Origin of the sequence: Actinobacillus suis ATCC 33415 (assembly GCF_000739435.1) — a bacterium.
Lineage (GTDB): Bacteria > Pseudomonadota > Gammaproteobacteria > Enterobacterales > Pasteurellaceae > Actinobacillus > Actinobacillus suis.
The window spans coordinates 2,277,368-2,294,818 of sequence record NZ_CP009159.1 but is presented as its reverse complement, the minus strand read 5'-3'; the positions used below and the strand labels follow the sequence as shown (position 1 = coordinate 2,294,818).

Below are 17,451 nucleotides of genomic sequence, written 5' to 3'. Positions count from 1 at the left end.
AAATATTAGGATCATTTATTACAAATGATCATTTTAAGCCTTAGGGTATAGCCTAATAGCAAAGCAAAAAAGGCGTGCCTTTCGACACGCCTTTCTCGAGCATTTCGCTCTCAAATATTAAGCCTAAAACCTAATTATTTGATGATTTTCGCTACAACGCCTGCACCTACTGTACGGCCACCTTCACGAATCGCGAAACGTAAACCTTCGTCCATCGCGATTGGGTGAATTAAGCTAACAGTCATTTTGATGTTGTCGCCTGGCATTACCATCTCTACGCCTTCAGGTAATTCGATTGTACCTGTTACGTCTGTTGTACGGAAGTAGAACTGTGGACGGTAACCTTTGAAGAATGGAGTATGACGACCACCTTCTTCTTTTGATAATACGTAAACTTCTGATTCGAAGTCTGTGTGTGGTGTGATTGTACCTGGTTTCGCTAATACTTGACCACGTTCGATTTCTTCACGTTTTGTACCACGTAATAATGCACCAACGTTTTCACCCGCACGACCTTCGTCTAATAATTTACGGAACATCTCAACACCAGTTACTGTTGTTTTCGTAGTTTCTTTGATACCTACGATTTCAACTTCTTCACCTGATTTGATGATACCGCGCTCTACACGACCTGTTACTACTGTACCACGACCTGAGATTGAGAATACGTCTTCGATTGGTAATAAGAATGGTTTATCAATCGCACGCTCTGGCTCTGGAATGTATGTATCTAAGTGGTTCGCTAACTCAAGAATTTTTTCTTCCCACTCTGCTACGCCGTTTAACGCTTGTAACGCTGAACCACGTACGATTGGTGTATCATCACCTGGGAAGTCGTATTGAGAAAGAAGTTCACGAACTTCCATTTCTACTAATTCTAATAACTCTTCGTCATCTACCATGTCGCATTTGTTTAAGAATACGATGATGTATGGTACACCTACTTGGCGACCTAATAAGATGTGCTCACGAGTTTGTGGCATTGGACCGTCTGTCGCTGCTACTACTAAGATTGCACCGTCCATTTGCGCCGCACCAGTAATCATGTTTTTAACATAGTCCGCGTGTCCCGGGCAGTCTACGTGTGCGTAGTGACGTGTTTCTGTATCGTACTCAACGTGTGAAGTGTTGATGGTGATACCACGCGCTTTTTCTTCCGGTGCGTTATCGATTTGGTCGAATGCACGAGCTGCACCACCGAAGTGTTTCGCCAATACAGTTGTGATCGCTGCTGTTAAAGTTGTTTTACCATGGTCAACGTGACCGATTGTACCCACGTTTACATGGGGTTTTGTACGTTCAAATTTTTCTTTAGACACTTTGATAGCTTCCTAGAAATAAGCCTCCGCCCTATTGCTGAGGCTTTAAGTTAAAAGATAAATTATTTAGCTTTACGAGCTTCAATAATTGCATTAGCAACACTTGTAGGTGCTTCTGCGTATTTTAATGGTTCCATTGAGTAAGATGCACGACCTTGAGTTTGTGAACGTAAGTCTGTTGCATAACCAAACATTTCTGATAATGGAACTTCTGCATTAATCTTAACAACGAACTCATTCGCTTCTTGACCATTAACCATTGCACGACGACGGCTTAAGTCACCGATTACATCACCAACGTAGTCTGGTGGAGTTTCCACTTCAACTTTCATGATTGGCTCAAGTAATACTGGGTTAGCTTTTGCGAACGCTGCTTTAAACGCTAATGACGCTGCAAGTTTGAACGCTAACTCAGATGAGTCAACATCGTGGTATGAACCGAAGTGTAAACGTACACCGATGTCTTCTACTGGGTAACCCGCTAATGGACCAGATTTAAGTTGTTCTTGGATACCTTTATCAACCGCTGGGATAAATTCACCAGGAATCACACCACCTTTGATCTCGTTCACGAACTCGTAACCAGGACCTTCTGGGTCTAATGGATATAAGTCGATTACAACGTGACCGTATTGACCGCGACCACCAGATTGTTTTGCGTGTTTACCTTCAACATCGTTAACACGTGTACGGATAGTTTCACGGTAAGATACTTGTGGTTTACCAATGTTCGCTTCAACTTTGAATTCACGACGCATACGGTCAACGATGATATCCAAGTGTAACTCACCCATACCTGAGATGATAGTTTCACCTGACTCTTCATCTGTGTGAACACGGAATGAAGGGTCTTCTTGTGCAAGACGACCTAACGCTAAGCCCATTTTCTCTTGGTCAGCTTTAGTTTTTGGTTCTACCGCTACAGAGATTACTGGCTCTGGGAATTCCATACGCTCAAGAATGATTGGCGCATCTTGTGCACATAATGTGTCACCTGTACCCACTTCTTTTAAGCCGATTGCCGCTGCGATATCGCCCGCACGAACTTCTTTGATTTCTTCACGTTTGTTAGCGTGCATCTGTACGATACGACCGAAACGTTCACGTTTTTGTTTAACTGAGTTGTAAACTGTATCACCAGAGTTGATTACACCTGAGTAAACACGGAAGAATGTTAAGTTACCAACGAATGGGTCTGTTGCAATTTTGAATGCAAGAGCTGCAAATGGCTCTTCATCGCTTGCGTGACGCTCACCTTCAGTTTCGTCTTCGTTGATACCTTTGATTGCTGGGATATCTGTAGGTGCCGGTAAGTAGTCGATTACCGCGTCAAGCATTGCTTGAACACCTTTGTTTTTGAATGCAGAACCACAGCAAACTGGGATAATTTCGCTTGCTAATACGCGTTGACGTAATGCCGCTTTGATTTCTTCTTCAGAAAGATCGCCTTCTTCGAAGAATTTTTCCATTAACTCTTCTGATGCTTCAGCTGCAGCTTCTACTAACATTGCACGACGCTCTTCACATTCAGCAACCATATTTGCCGGAATATCTTCGTATGTGAAAGTCATACCTTGGTCAGCTTCGTTCCAGTTGATTGCTTTCATTTTGATTAAGTCAACCACACCTGTGAAGCTGTCTTCTGCACCGATAGGAAGTTGTAATGCAACTGCGTTACCACCTAAACGAGTTTTGATTTGCTCAACAACACGTAAGAAGTTTGCACCTGTACGGTCCATTTTGTTTACGAATGCGATACGTGGAACACCGTATTTATTCGCTTGACGCCATACAGTTTCTGATTGAGGCTGAACGCCACCAACCGCACAGTAAACCATTACCGCACCGTCAAGAACACGCATAGAACGTTCTACTTCGATTGTGAAGTCTACGTGTCCCGGAGTATCGATAACGTTGATACGGTGTTGTGGATATTGTTGTGACATACCAGACCAGAATGCTGTTGTTGCAGCAGATGTGATCGTGATACCACGTTCTTGTTCTTGTTCCATCCAGTCCATTGTTGCTGCACCATCGTGAACTTCACCGATTTTGTGACTTACGCCTGTATAGAACAAGATACGCTCTGTAGTAGTTGTTTTACCCGCATCGATGTGCGCACTGATACCGATATTACGGTAAAGTGAAATAGGGGTTGTACGAGCCATTTTTATTTATTACCTTGTTTGGGATTTAAATTAAAATTCTTAATAAGGGTAAGGCTTCACCACACATTTGGATGAAGCCTTTAAGATATAACGCTAAGCGATTACCAACGGTAGTGAGCAAACGCTTTGTTCGCTTCAGCCATACGGTGAACGTCTTCACGTTTCTTAACAGCTGAGCCTTTGTTATCTGCCGCATCTGAAAGTTCGTTAGCTAAACGTAATGCCATTGATTTGTCACCACGTTTACGAGCTGCTTCAACAATCCAACGCATAGCTAATGCGTTACGACGAGCTGGACGAACTTCAACTGGTACTTGGTAAGTAGAACCACCAACACGACGAGATTTAACCTCTACTGTTGGACGCACGTTTTCTAACGCTGCTTCGAAAGCTTCTAAAGCTTCTTTACCAGTACGTTGCGCTAAAGTTTCTAAAGCACCGTAAATAATTGATTCTGCAGTAGATTTTTTACCATCTACCATTAAAACATTAATAAATTTTGCAAGTAATTCTGAACCGAACTTCGGATCTGGAAGAATTTTGCGAGGTTCAACACTACGACGACGTGGCATTGCAAATACTCCGTTTATATATTCAGGATAATCCAAAACTCATCTATTGTGTGTGATAGCACATCACGATTGACTGGAGTTTATGGTTTAAATTTTTTGATTAATTTAGACGTTTGGCCTTACTTAACGGAGATCCATTAAGCTTTAGGACGTTTAACGCCGTATTTAGAACGACCTTGTTTACGGTCTTTAACGCCTGCACAGTCAAGTGCACCACGTACAGTGTGATAACGCACACCCGGTAAGTCTTTAACACGACCACCACGGATTAATACAACACTGTGTTCTTGTAAGTTATGACCTTCACCACCGATGTATGAAGTTACTTCAAAGCCATTTGTTAAACGAATACGGCATACTTTACGTAATGCTGAGTTCGGTTTCTTAGGTGTAGTAGTGTATACACGAGTACACACGCCACGTTTCTGCGGGCAAGCCTCTAATGCAGGAACGTTGCTTTTTACAACCTTTTTCACACGCGGTTTGCGTACTAATTGGTTGATAGTTGCCATTTAAAAGCTCCAGTTAAAATTATTAAAAATAAAATTAAAAAAACATCCTTTCAAAGACGAAAGGACGGTAGATTCTAGTGTTATACGGACTAAAAGTCAAGTATTCGCCACGGGATAAATTGATTATTCTGTGATCAGCGTTTCTAAGGTTTGCAAGACACGATAAGGTAAAATATTCGCCATACCGTTTCCGATCAGATAATGTTGATTTTTGCCGTAAGCGCCGATTAATTTCGGGTCGGTTGCGCCGTATAAAATTACGTTTTGTTTATCCAATGCCGCAGCTAAATGGCTCAAACCGGTATCCACCGACAACACGGCTTTCGCACCGGCAATTTGTTCCGCTAATTCAGTGAGAGACAATTTCGGTAATACCGTCACATTGGCACTCGCTTCCGCCAAACGCATGGCTCTCTCTTTTTCTTGTTGAGTGCCCCAAGGTAAACGTATCTCAATCCCTTGTATGCTTAGCTCTCGAATCACTTCCCGCCAATAATCTTCTTTCCAATGCTTATCCGCTCTCGTTGTCGCATGAATCGCAAGCAGATAAGCGGTTGAATTTTCAGATTTTTTTGCAAAATGTGTGGCAATGCCATAATCACCTAATCCATCGGGAAGTACATAATTCAGAGAGTTAGCAAATAACTTTCGAATCCGTTCTACGGCGTGTTGTTGGTAAGCGATATTAAAAGTTTGATCATAAAACAGGCTGCTTAACCCTTCTCGAGCAGAATGCTTGTCGTAGCCGTATTTTGTTCCCTTTGACTGCTTGGTTACCAATACCGCACTTTTAATCAATCCTTGCGCATCAATCACCGCATCATATTCTTCCGAGCGAAGTTGCTTTAGGTAATGTTGCCATTCCAACCAAGTTTGCCGCTGACACAAGTTCTTGCGCCAACGGCGAATCGCTAACGGAATAACCTTATCTACCGCCGAATGCCAATGTGGAATTTCACTAAAATTTTCTTCCACCGCCCAATCGAATTGAATATTCGGAAGCGCATTTTTAGCATCCGTCAATGCCGGCAAAGTATGAATCACATCCCCCATTGAGGACGTTTTTACAACTAAAACTTTCATTTACTTATCTTTTATTGTGAATACAAACAAGCGGTCGAAATCTGCAAAATTTTTGCAAAAAATGACCGCTTGCAATTAGCCTAATAGCGTCTCTAATTTCTCAATCACTATTTCCGGCTGAATATCAATCAAGCTCTGATGATAGCCTTCGGCGGCTTCGCCTTTACGAATCTTAATCAAACCGCCTTCGATTAAACGGATAATCACCGCTTTATCGGAAAGCGGCGGCGTATATTGCGGACTGGTTGGCCCATAAAGTGCAACCAGCGGTTTACCCAATGCAGCCGCAATGTGCATTAATCCGGAATCATTACTTACCACCGCATGGCAATCAGCAATTAAATCAACCGCTTGATTCAAATCGGTCTGCCCTGCCAAATTAATGCAATAACGCTGTAAATTCTCCGCTAAACTTGCATGAATCTGCTCGCCGACTTCTTTATCTTTATTTGAACCGAACAGATGTACCGCATAGCCTTTTTCAATCAGCATTTCTGCCAATTTTGCATAATGATAATGTGGCCAACGTTTTGCCGGCCCGAACTCCGCCCCTGGGCAGAAGCCGATTGCCGGACGCTGTTCAGCATATTCAAACTGTTTGGCAAATTTTGCTTTGGTTGCGGTGATCTCAGCCGCTTGCGTTTGTAGATAAGGTAGCGGCATTGGCAAAGCTTTAGCATCCGGCACAGCATTTTTCTCAAAAGCCAACGCCACATAACGCTGTACCATCATCGGGTAATCTTGCTTGTTATTACGCAAATCATTTAAAAAGAAATAGCGACTTTCACCTTTCCAACCTCGGCGCACCGCAATTTTGGCAAATAGCGGAATAAATGCCGATTTAAGCGAATTAGGTAAAACAATCGCCATATCATATTGATTTCTCAGCGATTTCCCTAATTGATAACGCTCACACAGGCGGAACGAACCATGCCCAATCGGCATCGAAATCGCTTTTCGAACTTCCGGCATTCGAGCGAGCAGCGGACGACACCAATCCGGTGCCATCACATCAATTTGACAATTCGGATATTGAATTTTAAGTTGTTGATACAGTGCGTGCGACATCATCATATCGCCGACCCAAGACGGGCCAATAATTAAGATATTCATTGTCTTCCTTTCATTCAAATGACAAGCGGTCAAATTTAGCCCACTTTTTGCAAAAAATTAAGCTAATATGACCGCTTGCTCTCTACGGTTTAAGTTTACATTCGCTGGCGAGAACATTATTGCTGTTATCTGTAAGAGAAGCTTCACCATTTCGACTTTCTCGCCACGTCCAGCGGATATTACTATACTTTTTACCGTCTCTCGTGACTGCCGGCGATAACGTATGCGTTGTGTTACCGTAAGTGACCAAAATCGCTTGCTGGCTCACCACTTTTCGTTTCGCTTTATTATTCACCTTTTTGGCTTTAGAACGCTGTACCTTCACAACAACATCATTTTGACAAATAAACTGCATTGAGGTCTGATTCTTGACTACTGTCACTTTTTCCGTTGGCTTAATTTCCGTTTGAGCCTGTTGTATGGCCGATTGAGCTCGCTGCACCTGTTCAATCGGCGCTTCTAAAGACTTACAACCCGTTAACGCTATCACTCCGGCACAAACGGCTAAGCAAAACGGCTTCTTAAAAAAAACACTCATTTTACAACTACTCTCCTTCTCAAAATTTTGAGAAAAAAAGAGCAACGTCTGTAGCGTTGCCCTTTGATTTTAATTATTTAAAGCTATAGCTACCGTCTGCTTGACGAGTAAACTTACCGCCGGAGCCGATACTCATTTCAACTACGCGGTTATTTTTATCTAAACGCACGCTTACACGCTCGCCTACTTTAAGATTGCTTACCACTTTGTTGACTTTGCTCATCGCATTCACATCCGAGATATTTAAACCGTTATCACGGAATACTTGCATGAGTGATGTACCTTTTGGCACTGTCATTGTTTTACTTGCCACTGATGCTGCCGCAGCAGGTTTTGCCGGTGCAGACGCTGCTTTAGCTGCTGCAGGAGCAGCTGTTTTTGCCACAGGCTTACCTGCTTCTACGTTCTTCACAAGCTGATCTAATTGTGCATTCTTCGCTTTTTTCGCGTTGAATTCATCCGCAGTAATTGCTTTCACTTTCGGCTGTTTAGGCGTTTCAGACTGATGAATCACGCTGCCTTGTGTTTTAGGCTTAACCGCTGTTGGTTGTACAACCGGTTTATTTACAACCGAAGCAGGAGTCGGTTCAGTTTTCGCTTCTTCCGCAACCACTGTCGTATCCGTAGTTGGAGCTACCGCTGTTTCCGTTGTAGAAGTTGCTGATGTCGTTGCTGCTGACTCCGTTGTTGCCGGCTGTGTTGTCGCAACATTCATATCTTGCTGAATTTGTTGAGCTTGTTGTGCTTGTTGCTGAGCAATCGCTTCTTGCTCGGCTTTTGCTTGCGCTTCCGCTCGTTTCGCTTCCTCTTCATCTACCGGACGGAATTCAATTGGTAATGAGCTACCTTGTTGAGACTGTAATTCTTCAACTGTTTCCGGTGCGCTTGGTTTTAACCAGAAGAAGATTGCTGCTAAAATTGCCGCTAAAATCGCAACTAAACCTAAACGACGGAATTTAGACGGCACGCTCGCAACTGCAACAGCTTCGGCGGCGGTAGTCGGATTCACGGCAGGAATCACACGATCTTCATTACTTGTATTCATCGCTGGCTTTTCCTCTGTAACTAATTTTTCAACTTGCTCCGGCTCTGCTTTTTTAGATTCTTCCGTTGCTTCATCCGCTACCGGAGAAAAAGCGAAACCTGAATTTTGTGCAACTTTTGGCTCTTCCGCCGTTAAAGCTGACTCTGGCGTTTCTGTATTATTCACCTTTTGAGCATCCTCAATCGATTTTAATGGCGTAGTTTCATCAACAGAACGCTTCATTACCGGTGTAAAGGTATAACTTGGCGCTTTATTTGAATGTAATGATACAGTTGCATTCGTGGCAACCGCTTTGACCGCCTCAACCGCTTTTGCACTATCCGAATTAATGATTGCCTCTGCTACTTGCTCCGCTGATTGTGCAGCGGATGGCTCGCCAAAAGTTGGCTCTTTACGAAAATTATTTTGTGACATTTAACTTTCCAATTTTAGGTGAAAATATAATGGGAAATTTCCCGCTGAATAAATTATCCCCATTTTAAAGTATTTCTCTTTAATCAGCACACGATTTTTCAGAAAATTATGCCTACAAGCGGTAATATTTATTAAATATTTTACAAAAACACTAAATCAGCACTGCTCACCACGTATTTATATCCTCTCTTCCTTATTTCTGACCATAAGATAAACAATTTTCTCGATCTTGATCGCAAAAATAATTTCCTAGAATTGCTCTCTAATTTATTTAACTTGTAAAGTAGTTCCAAGCAAAATCATCTTAAAAAGCAATCTAAAAAGAAAAGGAGACATTTATGAAAACACCTTCAAAACTTGGCTTAAGTCTGTTAATCGGTATGTTATCTACCGGTGTATTAGCTGCTGAAAAAACAAAGCCTAGTGTCACAGAACCCACTCCCGTGGTTCAAAACGCACAAGCAACCAGCCCTGAACATAGCCATGCTGAAATGACAAACAATGCAAATTTAGTCAATATCAATATCGCAACAGCAGCGGAAATCCAAGATAAATTAGTCGGTATTGGCGCTAAAAAAGCACAAGCAATTGTTGAATACCGTACAAAAAACGGTGCATTTAGTAGCCTAGAGCAACTTACCGATGTATCCGGTATCGGCAAAGCTACACTGGATAAAAATCGTGATCGCATCCTATTGCAATAATCTCTTCCTTCTCGTATAACATTTGCTGAGTTAAGGCAATATGTGGCTTACTTCCTCTATCTTTATGCCACATCTTAACTCAGCGCCTTGTCACTTTTTGATAACATTAGGTAATTCACTTTTCTTTCTGTTATACTTCGCGCCTCTTTGTATAATTGAATAAAAAGGATACAACTTAATGTCTCTTAAACCCTATTCGATGCCGACTTATTGGCAACGTGCGAAAGTCGCATTTCAATATATCTTCCCACAATTACCTGTTACCCGTTTAGCAGGTTGGCTGGCAGAACAAAAATGGGGTGTTGTGACCCACTTTATTATCCGTGCATTCGCTAAACAATATAATGTTAATTTATCGGAAGCACAAAAAAGCAATGCATCTGACTACGCAACGTTTAATGAATTCTTTATTCGTCCGTTAAAAGAAAACGCTCGCCCGATTAACCAAGATGCACAGGCGCTTTGTTTACCGGCAGACGGCAAAGTAAGTGAATCAGGTAAGATTGAAGACGATCGTTTACTACAAGCAAAAGGTCATTTCTTTACACTTGAAACCTTACTAGCGAATGATCAAGAAATGGCAAATAAGTTTAAAGACGGTCATTTTATTACCACTTATTTATCACCACGCGATTACCACCGCGTACATATGCCGTGTGATGCGACCTTACGCAAAATGATTTACGTACCGGGTGAATTATTTTCAGTAAATCCGTTCTTAGCTGAACACGTACCAAATTTATTTGCGCGTAACGAACGTGTAATCTGTGAATTTGAAACCGAATTCGGGCCGATGGTACAAATTTTAGTGGGCGCAACTATTACAGCAAGTATGAGTACGGTTTGGGAAGGTGTAATTAACCCGCCTCGTGCCAAAGATGTTGTGGTATATCACTATGAAACCACTGGTGAAACCGCCGTACACCTGAAAAAAGGTCAGGAAATGGGGGCTTTCCGCTTAGGTTCAACCGTAATTAACCTCTTCCCGAAAGATTGCGTTGAATTCGAAGCACACCTACAAGCCGGCGTAGAAACTCGAATGGGCGAGCGCTTGGCAAAAGTGATTAAATAATCTTTTTTAATTAAGCACGATTATAATAATCGTGCTTTTTTATAACCAAATCATCTATTCTCTTATCAATCAGCTATAAACCCAATCAAAAAAGTATGTTATTTTAGGGGCAGAACTTCGTCTAACGCATTTATCGCGAAAGGGAAAGCTATGAAATTACAACAACTAATTAAAACTCATCAACTCGGTTTGCTGTTTCAACAAGGCAAATTCGGCATTGAAAAAGAAAGCCAACGTATTGATAATCAAGGGAATATTGTTACTACTGCTCATCCTAGCGTTTTTGGTAACCGCAGTTATCACCCATATATTCAAACCGATTTTGCAGAAAGCCAACTTGAGCTAATCACACCGCCAAACGATAAATTGGAAGACACATATCGTTGGCTATCGGCTATTCACGAGGTAACGTTACGTTCATTACCTGATGATGAATATATTTTCCCATTCAGTATGCCTGCCGGTTTACCACCGGAATCCGAGATCAAAGAAGCACAATTAGATAACGAATGGGATGTGAAATATCGTGAACACCTTTCTGCCATTTATGGCAAATACAAACAGATGGTGAGCGGTATTCACTACAATTTCCAGATTTCTGACGAGTTTGTCGAGAGCGCTTTTGCGTTACAAACGGAATACAGTGATAAAATTGCGTTCCGCAATGCGTTATATATGAAATTAGCCAATAACTTTTTACGTTATCAATGGATTCTTGTCTATTTGCTTGCTGCAACACCAACCGTAGAAGCGCAATATTTTGGCGAAAATCGACCGCTTGCAGAAGGACAATTAGTGCGTAGTTTACGCTCTAGCCCGTATGGCTATGTAAATGCGCCTCATGTAGTAATCAATCACGATAGCTTGCAAGAATATGTTGAATCATTAGAACATTTTGTGGCAAACGGTGATTTATTAGCGGAAAAAGAATTCTATTCAAACGTACGTTTACGTGGCGCGAAAAAAGCACGTGAATTACTTGAAAAAGGGGTTAAATATGCGGAATTCCGTTTATTTGATCTCAACCCGTTCTCGCCTTACGGTATCGAGCTCGCCGATGCCAAATTTATTCATCTGTTCTTACTTGCTATGTTATGGATAGATGAAACAAGCGGTCAAAAAGAAGTCGAACTTGGTAAACAAAAACTATACCAAGTTGCACTTGAAGATCCTCGTTCGCACACTGTATTCCAAGCAGAGGGTGAAGCTATCCTTAACCTAATGCTGGCAATGTTAGAAGATCTTTCAGTGCCACAAAGCGAGAAAGAGTTATTACAACAAAAACTAGCTCAATTTGCTGATCCAAGCCAAACGGTAAACGGTCGTTTATTAGCAGCAATTGAACAAGCCGGCAGCTATAAAGCACTCGGTGCACAACTTGCTCAACAATATAAAGCACAAGCGTTCGAGCGTTTTTATGCGATTTCCGCTTTCGATAATATGGAGCTTTCTACACAGGCTTTATTATTTGATGCGACCCAACAAGGCTTACAGATCGAATTGCTGGATGAAAACGATCAGTTCCTTGCACTCAAATTCGGTGATCATCTCGAATATGTAAAAAACGGCAATATGACCAGTCACGATCAGTACATTTCGCCATTAATTATGGAAAATAAAGTCGTGACCAAAAAAGTGTTGGCGAAAGCCGGTTTTAATGTGCCGAAAAGCGTTGAATTTACCTCGGTAGAACAAGCGGTGGCGCACTATCCGTTATTTGAAGGTAAAGCGGTGGTGATTAAGCCGAAATCGACCAATTACGGTTTGGGCATTACGATTTTCCAACAAGGCGTAACGGATAAAGCCGATTTTGCCAAAGCGATTGAAATTGCGTTCCGTGAAGATAAAGAAGTGATGGTGGAAGACTATTTAGTCGGTACCGAATATCGTTTCTTTGTGCTAGGTGATGAAACACTGGCGGTATTGTTACGTGTACCGGCGAATGTAAAAGGTGACGGCATACATACGGTGCGTGAATTGGTGGACGCAAAAAACAGTGATCCGCTACGAGGCGACGGCTCTCGTTCGCCATTGAAAAAAATTGCCCTAGGTGACATTGAATTGCTTCAGCTCAAAGAACAAGGTTTAACACCTGATTCAATTCCGGCTGAAGGACAAATTGTACAATTACGTGCCAACTCTAATATTAGTACCGGTGGCGATTCAATTGATATGACCGATCAAATGCACGACAGCTATAAACAATTAGCAGTCGGTATTGCCAAAGCGATGGGGGCAAAAGTCTGCGGTGTGGATTTAATCATTCCGGATTTAACCAAAGCAGCCGAGCCGTCTCTGCGTTCATGGGGCGTGATTGAAGCAAATTTTAATCCGATGATGATGATGCATATTTTCCCTTACCAAGGAAAATCTCGCCGCTTAACCAAGGCCGTGTTAAAAATGCTGTTCCCAGAACTGCCTTAATCAAAAATCAAGCGGTCAAATTTGCAGAAAATTTTGCAAATTTGACCGTTTGTAACATGATAGATATCGCTAAAATAGTGAAAAGTAAGAGTTAATACTTAACTAATTGTGAATTTAGGATATACGGCTTTAATAGTAATAAAATATTAAAAAAGTGTTTCAAACGCTCTTCTTGACCTTCTTCTTGCATCAAGATTTCCCCGCCGATTGCCATTTCTTGACGCGCTAAATTTTTCGCTACTTCCGCATAACTTTCTAATAATTGGAATTCCTGCGCATCACATTGGCTAAGAATAGCCAACATATCACGATCTTTCGCACTAAAGTCGCCATGGGTCGGATTAATTAAACCCATTTCCACAAATTCATTCAATTCAACTTCGGTAATACCAAATTCCGAACAGATCTCACTCACTAATAAGCGTTCACCTTCCGTACCGTTTAGAATGTCCAACGAGCCCATTAAGCTTTTATAAGGATTATTCAGATCAAAATCCGGCTGAGCAAATACCGTTTTAATCTGTGAAATGGTTGCATTAAAGTTTGCTTGAAGATATTTAATAAATTCAATTAATTGGATATTGCTTTCATCATATAAGTGAAAGTTCGGTTTATCTTTCAAAGGTTCCGGTAACAATCCCTCTTTAATGTAATAAAGAATGGTTGATTTAGGCGTATTAGTTAATTTAGAAAGATCGTTCATCTTCAGCATAATAAGTTCCTTTGGATCTAATTTTGGATCTATTTTAGATAATCCATATAAAAGCGTAAAGTTTTAGTATTCACTATTTAGGTAAAAATAGCGTTTTACGATGATAAAAATACACTTTTTCTCTATAAGACTATTTTTTAATAAGTTAGTTTATGGCACAATACTATTACTTTAATGTACTACTTCAATAGGATATTTTATGAAAAAACAGCCAACACTTTTTGGTGGCGCTTGTATCATCGCAGGTGTCTGCGTAGGAGCCGGTATGCTCGGGCTTCCAACTTCCGGTGCGGGTGCTTGGACAATGTGGTCGGTGCTTGCGCTTGCTTTTACCATGGTTGTGATGACATTTTCAGGCTGGTTGTTACTTGATGTCTATAAAAGCTATGACTTACGTGCCTCATTCAATACTGTTACCAAAGACTTATTAGGCAATAAGATCAATGCGTTAAATAACCTTGCGGTTTATTTTGTCGGCGGAATTTTACTTTATGCTTATACCACCGCTTCCGGTGGAATTTTGGAAAACTTAACCAAATCAGCGATCGATTTCGGTGAATTCGGCTCTCGCATTTGGTCTGTGCTATTCGTGCTGATTTTCTCGTTCTTTGTATGGCACTCTACCCGTTTAGTTGATCGTATTTCGGTGTTATTAATTATCTTTATGGCATTGTCGTTTACATTCAGTATTTCGGGTTTAGTCAGCAATATTGATACTGCTGTTTTATTCGATCAACAAAACGATAATGGCGAATACGCTAAATATGCGTTAGCAATGTTGCCGGTTGCATTGACCTCTTTCGGTTATCACCACTCAGTCTCCTCAATGCGAGCCTATTATGGTGAGGTAAAAAAAGCAAAATATGCAATTGCTGGAGGGACTTTTATTGCGTTAGTGCTTTATTTACTTTGGGTAATCAGCATTTTCGGTAATCTGCCACGTGCGCAATTTGCACCGGTTATCGCAAGTAACGGTGATTTAGACGTATTATTAAATACGATTGGTGAAGTTGTGCAGTCACCATATGTGAAACAAGCGATTAATGCGTTTTCTATGGCGGCAATTCTGTCTTCTTTTATCGGAGTTGGACTAGGTACATTTGATTTCTTAGCAGATTTCTTTAAATTTGATGAGAGTAAATCAGGCAGAACCAAAGCATGGGCGGTGACTTTCTTACCTCCGCTAGTATTCTCATTACTCTCGCCGCTTGGCTTTTTAAAAGCGATTGGTTATGCAGGTGCGGTAGCAACACTGTGGACTTGTATGATTCCGGCATTATTAGCTTATAAAGCGAAAAAAGGTAATCTGTTTATGATTGGATTGGTCTTCTTATTCGGTGTCTGTACCGCTGTGTTCCATTTCCTTTCAATGTATGAAATGTTACCAATGTTTAAAGGTTAAATCATAAAACAAAAAAATAAGGGACAACATTTGTTGCCCCTTATTTTTTATCTGATTGCCATTTGGAATAATATCACTTCCGCCTGACAGCTAAATTCAATCTGCATTTGCATTAAAAAACCATCTTCGACTTGGCTAATGCTATGCTGAATAACACAAGCTTCGGTTTCCACCGATTTTGCTTTTTCTGTAAAAAATTCGACCGCTTGTAGCGCTTGTCCTTCACTATCATACAGCGCTTCAAAGGCAATTTGACGGTCGCTATTATCCAACATTGAATCGCCTTTCAGCTTACACATATTATGTGCTTCCGCCGCTTTTTGTTGCATGGTTTTATGCATAAAGATTTCCTATCGCTATTTATCTATCTAACGGTTGCCATTCTTGACCTTTTACCGGTGGTAACCAAGCACCGCCCTGAATACATAAGTCCCATAAAATACCGTGGATACCATATTGATCCGCTTTATTCGGGTCAAGCTCGGTCACGATTTCCGCTTCACGTCCTTGTTTGATTAAGGTTGCAATCGTCGGATTAATCATTACAGTTTTACCCAATGCGATAAATTCCGCCCAACCGGTATTAAACGCTTGTGCGATTTGCTCCGCACTGAATAAGTTACCTACACCGATAAGCGGTAATTTACCTGCGATACGCTCATGGATTAACTGCATACGACTAAGGTTAGTATCTGCGCCACGACGCGCCTGTTTGTAGAAATCCCATAATGAAATATGTAGGTATTGCAATGGTTTTGCGGTTAGCGCATCAACTAATGCGAAAGTGTCTTCCATCGTTAAGCCTAACTCTTCCGGTTCTTCCGGCGAGAATCGATAGCCGATAATAAAATCCGCTTTTGCCGCTTTTTGTTTTTCGGCAACCACTGCATCCACCACCGCTAATGGGAAACGCATACGTTTTTCACTTGAGCCGCCCCATTCGTCTTCACGGCGGTTGGAATGGCCGGAATAGAATTGCTGAATTAAGTAATTATTCGCACCGTGGATTTCCACCCCGTCAAAGCCAGCCTCAATCGCTAATGCGGTTGCGTTAGCAAATGCTGCAATTAATGATTCGATTTCCGCTACCGTCGCTGCACGTGTGCCGGTTTCTTCGTCCGCACTTGCCGAGATTTTATCTTTACCGTTCAGTAATTCGGTTAAAGCAAGTTTACCGCCGTGATGAATTTGCAAAATCGCTTTCGCACCTTGTGCTTTAATTAAGTCTGCGGTTTGTTTCAAACTCGGTAATTGGGTGGTATGAATCGCTTCCGGCTGACCATGGAACGCTTTACCGCCGTCTTGCACCAGTGTAGCGGCTAAAATAAACATACCGATATCGCCGGCACGGTTTTCAATAAATTTATGTTCGTTTTGACCTAAAGTACCATCCGGATTTGAACCGAAATGGGTCATCGGCGCCACAACTAAACGATTTTTAATTTCAACGCCGTTATTTAATTTATAGCTTTCAAATAATGGAGAGAATGTTGAATTCATGTTGCTTTCCTCTTAGTAAAAAATGAATTATAAATCAGGGAAAAGTAAGCGGTCTGATTCTTGCAAAACTTTGCAAAAAATTGACCGCTTGTCTAAAGATTATTAAGTTTCGTCAGAGCGCAATGACATTTCACCAATGCCGAACGGGGTAATAACACTGTTTTGCTCAAGCAGTAATTCACCGTGTTGATTGATACCACGTGAAATACCGTGAATTTCACTACCTTCTGTGACCAGTTTTACCGGTCGATCACGAAAAATATCAAATGCTTGCCAACGCTCGGCATAATGTTCAAAGCCAACAAGCGGGTAAATTTTAAGATTTTTTTGCAATTCATAAGCGAGGCGACACACCAGTGCATTACGATCAAATTGATAGTCGGATAAATCAGACCACGCTTGGGCCACAATATTTTCATCCACTTTGGTCATTCCCAAATTTAAACCGATGCCGATCACTAAATGGATACCACTGCGATCCGCTTTGGTTTCAATCAGAATCCCGCCCATTTTTTTGCCACAATAATAAATATCATTCGGCCATTTGATTTGGATATTTTCAACCTGTTGCGCTTGCAAACTTTCGGCAATAATCAACGAAATCACCAAACTCAGCGAAGAAATATGCGCAGCGTCTTCAGTGGGATAATGCCATAAAATCGAAAAATAGACATTTTCACTTTGTGGCGAATACCAAGTGCGCCCACGTCTGCCTCTGCCGGCGGTTTGTTGCTCCGCCAAACATACTGAACCTTGCGGCAAGGTTTGATAGTGTTTAAGCAAATATTCGTTGGTCGAATCAATTTCATCAAACACCAACGCTTGCCCACACAATAACGCCGTTTGGATCTGAGATTGGTTTAATTTGCTCAT

16 protein-coding genes are annotated in these 17,451 nt (G+C 41.4%); 4 read left to right on the top strand and 12 right to left on the bottom strand.

Annotated features, from left to right (window positions below; all coding sequences use genetic code 11):
• Nucleotides 1–134: 134 nt before the first annotated feature.
• The 8 genes from tuf to ASU1_RS10650 all read right to left on the bottom strand — a co-directional run bounded on the left by tuf (nt 135) and on the right by ASU1_RS10650 (nt 8,764).
• A complete protein-coding gene (gene tuf / locus ASU1_RS10685) occupies nt 135–1,319 on the bottom strand; it encodes an elongation factor Tu (protein WP_015674055.1) in 1,185 nt (394 codons plus the stop codon).
• Nucleotides 1,320–1,381: 62 nt separating this feature from the next.
• A complete protein-coding gene (gene fusA / locus ASU1_RS10680; RefSeq protein ID WP_015674363.1) occupies nt 1,382–3,487 on the bottom strand; it encodes an elongation factor G in 2,106 nt (701 codons plus the stop codon).
• A 101-nt stretch (nt 3,488–3,588) separates the two neighbouring features.
• On the bottom strand, nt 3,589–4,059 hold the full coding sequence (gene rpsG / locus ASU1_RS10675; RefSeq protein ID WP_015674362.1) for a 30S ribosomal protein S7: 471 nt from the start codon (nt 4,057–4,059) through the stop codon (nt 3,589–3,591).
• A 137-nt stretch (nt 4,060–4,196) separates the two neighbouring features.
• Nucleotides 4,197–4,571: a 30S ribosomal protein S12 gene (gene rpsL, locus ASU1_RS10670; RefSeq protein ID WP_005543325.1), complete on the bottom strand. Its 375-nt coding sequence runs from the start codon at nt 4,569–4,571 to the stop codon at nt 4,197–4,199.
• Nucleotides 4,572–4,694: 123 nt separating this feature from the next.
• A complete protein-coding gene (gene rfaC / locus ASU1_RS10665; protein WP_015674361.1) occupies nt 4,695–5,654 on the bottom strand; it encodes a lipopolysaccharide heptosyltransferase RfaC in 960 nt (319 codons plus the stop codon).
• 75 nt (nt 5,655–5,729) lie between these two features.
• A complete protein-coding gene (gene waaF, locus ASU1_RS10660; protein WP_015674360.1) occupies nt 5,730–6,767 on the bottom strand; it encodes a lipopolysaccharide heptosyltransferase II in 1,038 nt (345 codons plus the stop codon).
• An 82-nt stretch (nt 6,768–6,849) separates the two neighbouring features.
• Nucleotides 6,850–7,305: an MliC family protein gene (locus ASU1_RS10655; protein WP_081541476.1), complete on the bottom strand. Its 456-nt coding sequence runs from the start codon at nt 7,303–7,305 to the stop codon at nt 6,850–6,852.
• A gap of 73 nt (nt 7,306–7,378) precedes the next feature.
• Nucleotides 7,379–8,764, bottom strand: coding sequence for a LysM-like peptidoglycan-binding domain-containing protein (locus tag ASU1_RS10650; RefSeq protein ID WP_015674358.1), 1,386 nt, complete (start codon nt 8,762–8,764; stop codon nt 7,379–7,381).
• A gap of 338 nt (nt 8,765–9,102) precedes the next feature.
• Here ASU1_RS10650 and ASU1_RS10645 point away from each other — a divergent pair, with 338 nt between their 5' ends.
• From ASU1_RS10645 to gshAB, 3 genes are all read left to right on the top strand, one after another.
• Nucleotides 9,103–9,468, top strand: a complete 366-nt coding sequence (locus ASU1_RS10645; protein WP_015674357.1) for a ComEA family DNA-binding protein — start codon at nt 9,103–9,105, stop codon at nt 9,466–9,468.
• A gap of 178 nt (nt 9,469–9,646) precedes the next feature.
• Nucleotides 9,647–10,540 carry an archaetidylserine decarboxylase gene (gene asd, locus ASU1_RS10640; RefSeq protein WP_015674356.1) on the top strand — a complete coding sequence of 298 codons (894 nt, stop codon included), beginning with the start codon at nt 9,647–9,649 and terminating at the stop codon, nt 10,538–10,540.
• A 150-nt stretch (nt 10,541–10,690) separates the two neighbouring features.
• Nucleotides 10,691–12,964, top strand: coding sequence for a bifunctional glutamate--cysteine ligase GshA/glutathione synthetase GshB (gshAB, locus tag ASU1_RS10635; RefSeq protein ID WP_015674355.1), 2,274 nt, complete (start codon nt 10,691–10,693; stop codon nt 12,962–12,964).
• Between the two features lie 91 nt (nt 12,965–13,055).
• Here the strand turns inward: gshAB and ASU1_RS10630 are convergent, their stop codons facing one another.
• On the bottom strand, nt 13,056–13,676 hold the full coding sequence (locus ASU1_RS10630) for a MerR family transcriptional regulator (protein ID WP_015674354.1): 621 nt from the start codon (nt 13,674–13,676) through the stop codon (nt 13,056–13,058).
• 199 nt (nt 13,677–13,875) lie between these two features.
• Here ASU1_RS10630 and ASU1_RS10625 point away from each other — a divergent pair, with 199 nt between their 5' ends.
• The gene (locus ASU1_RS10625) at nt 13,876–15,078 is read left to right on the top strand and encodes an aromatic amino acid transporter (protein ID WP_015674353.1); all 1,203 of its coding nucleotides are present in this window, start codon (nt 13,876–13,878) and stop codon (nt 15,076–15,078) included.
• A 47-nt stretch (nt 15,079–15,125) separates the two neighbouring features.
• Here the strand turns inward: ASU1_RS10625 and ASU1_RS10620 are convergent, their stop codons facing one another.
• From ASU1_RS10620 to ASU1_RS10610, 3 genes are all read right to left on the bottom strand, one after another.
• Entirely contained in the window at nt 15,126–15,419 is a 294-nt protein-coding gene (locus ASU1_RS10620; RefSeq protein WP_015674352.1) for a YfcZ/YiiS family protein, read from the bottom strand.
• 19 nt (nt 15,420–15,438) lie between these two features.
• The gene (locus ASU1_RS10615; RefSeq protein WP_015674351.1) at nt 15,439–16,578 is read right to left on the bottom strand and encodes an NADH-dependent flavin oxidoreductase; all 1,140 of its coding nucleotides are present in this window, start codon (nt 16,576–16,578) and stop codon (nt 15,439–15,441) included.
• 102 nt (nt 16,579–16,680) lie between these two features.
• Nucleotides 16,681–17,451 carry a biotin--[acetyl-CoA-carboxylase] ligase gene (locus ASU1_RS10610; RefSeq protein WP_015674350.1) on the bottom strand — a complete coding sequence of 257 codons (771 nt, stop codon included), beginning with the start codon at nt 17,449–17,451 and terminating at the stop codon, nt 16,681–16,683.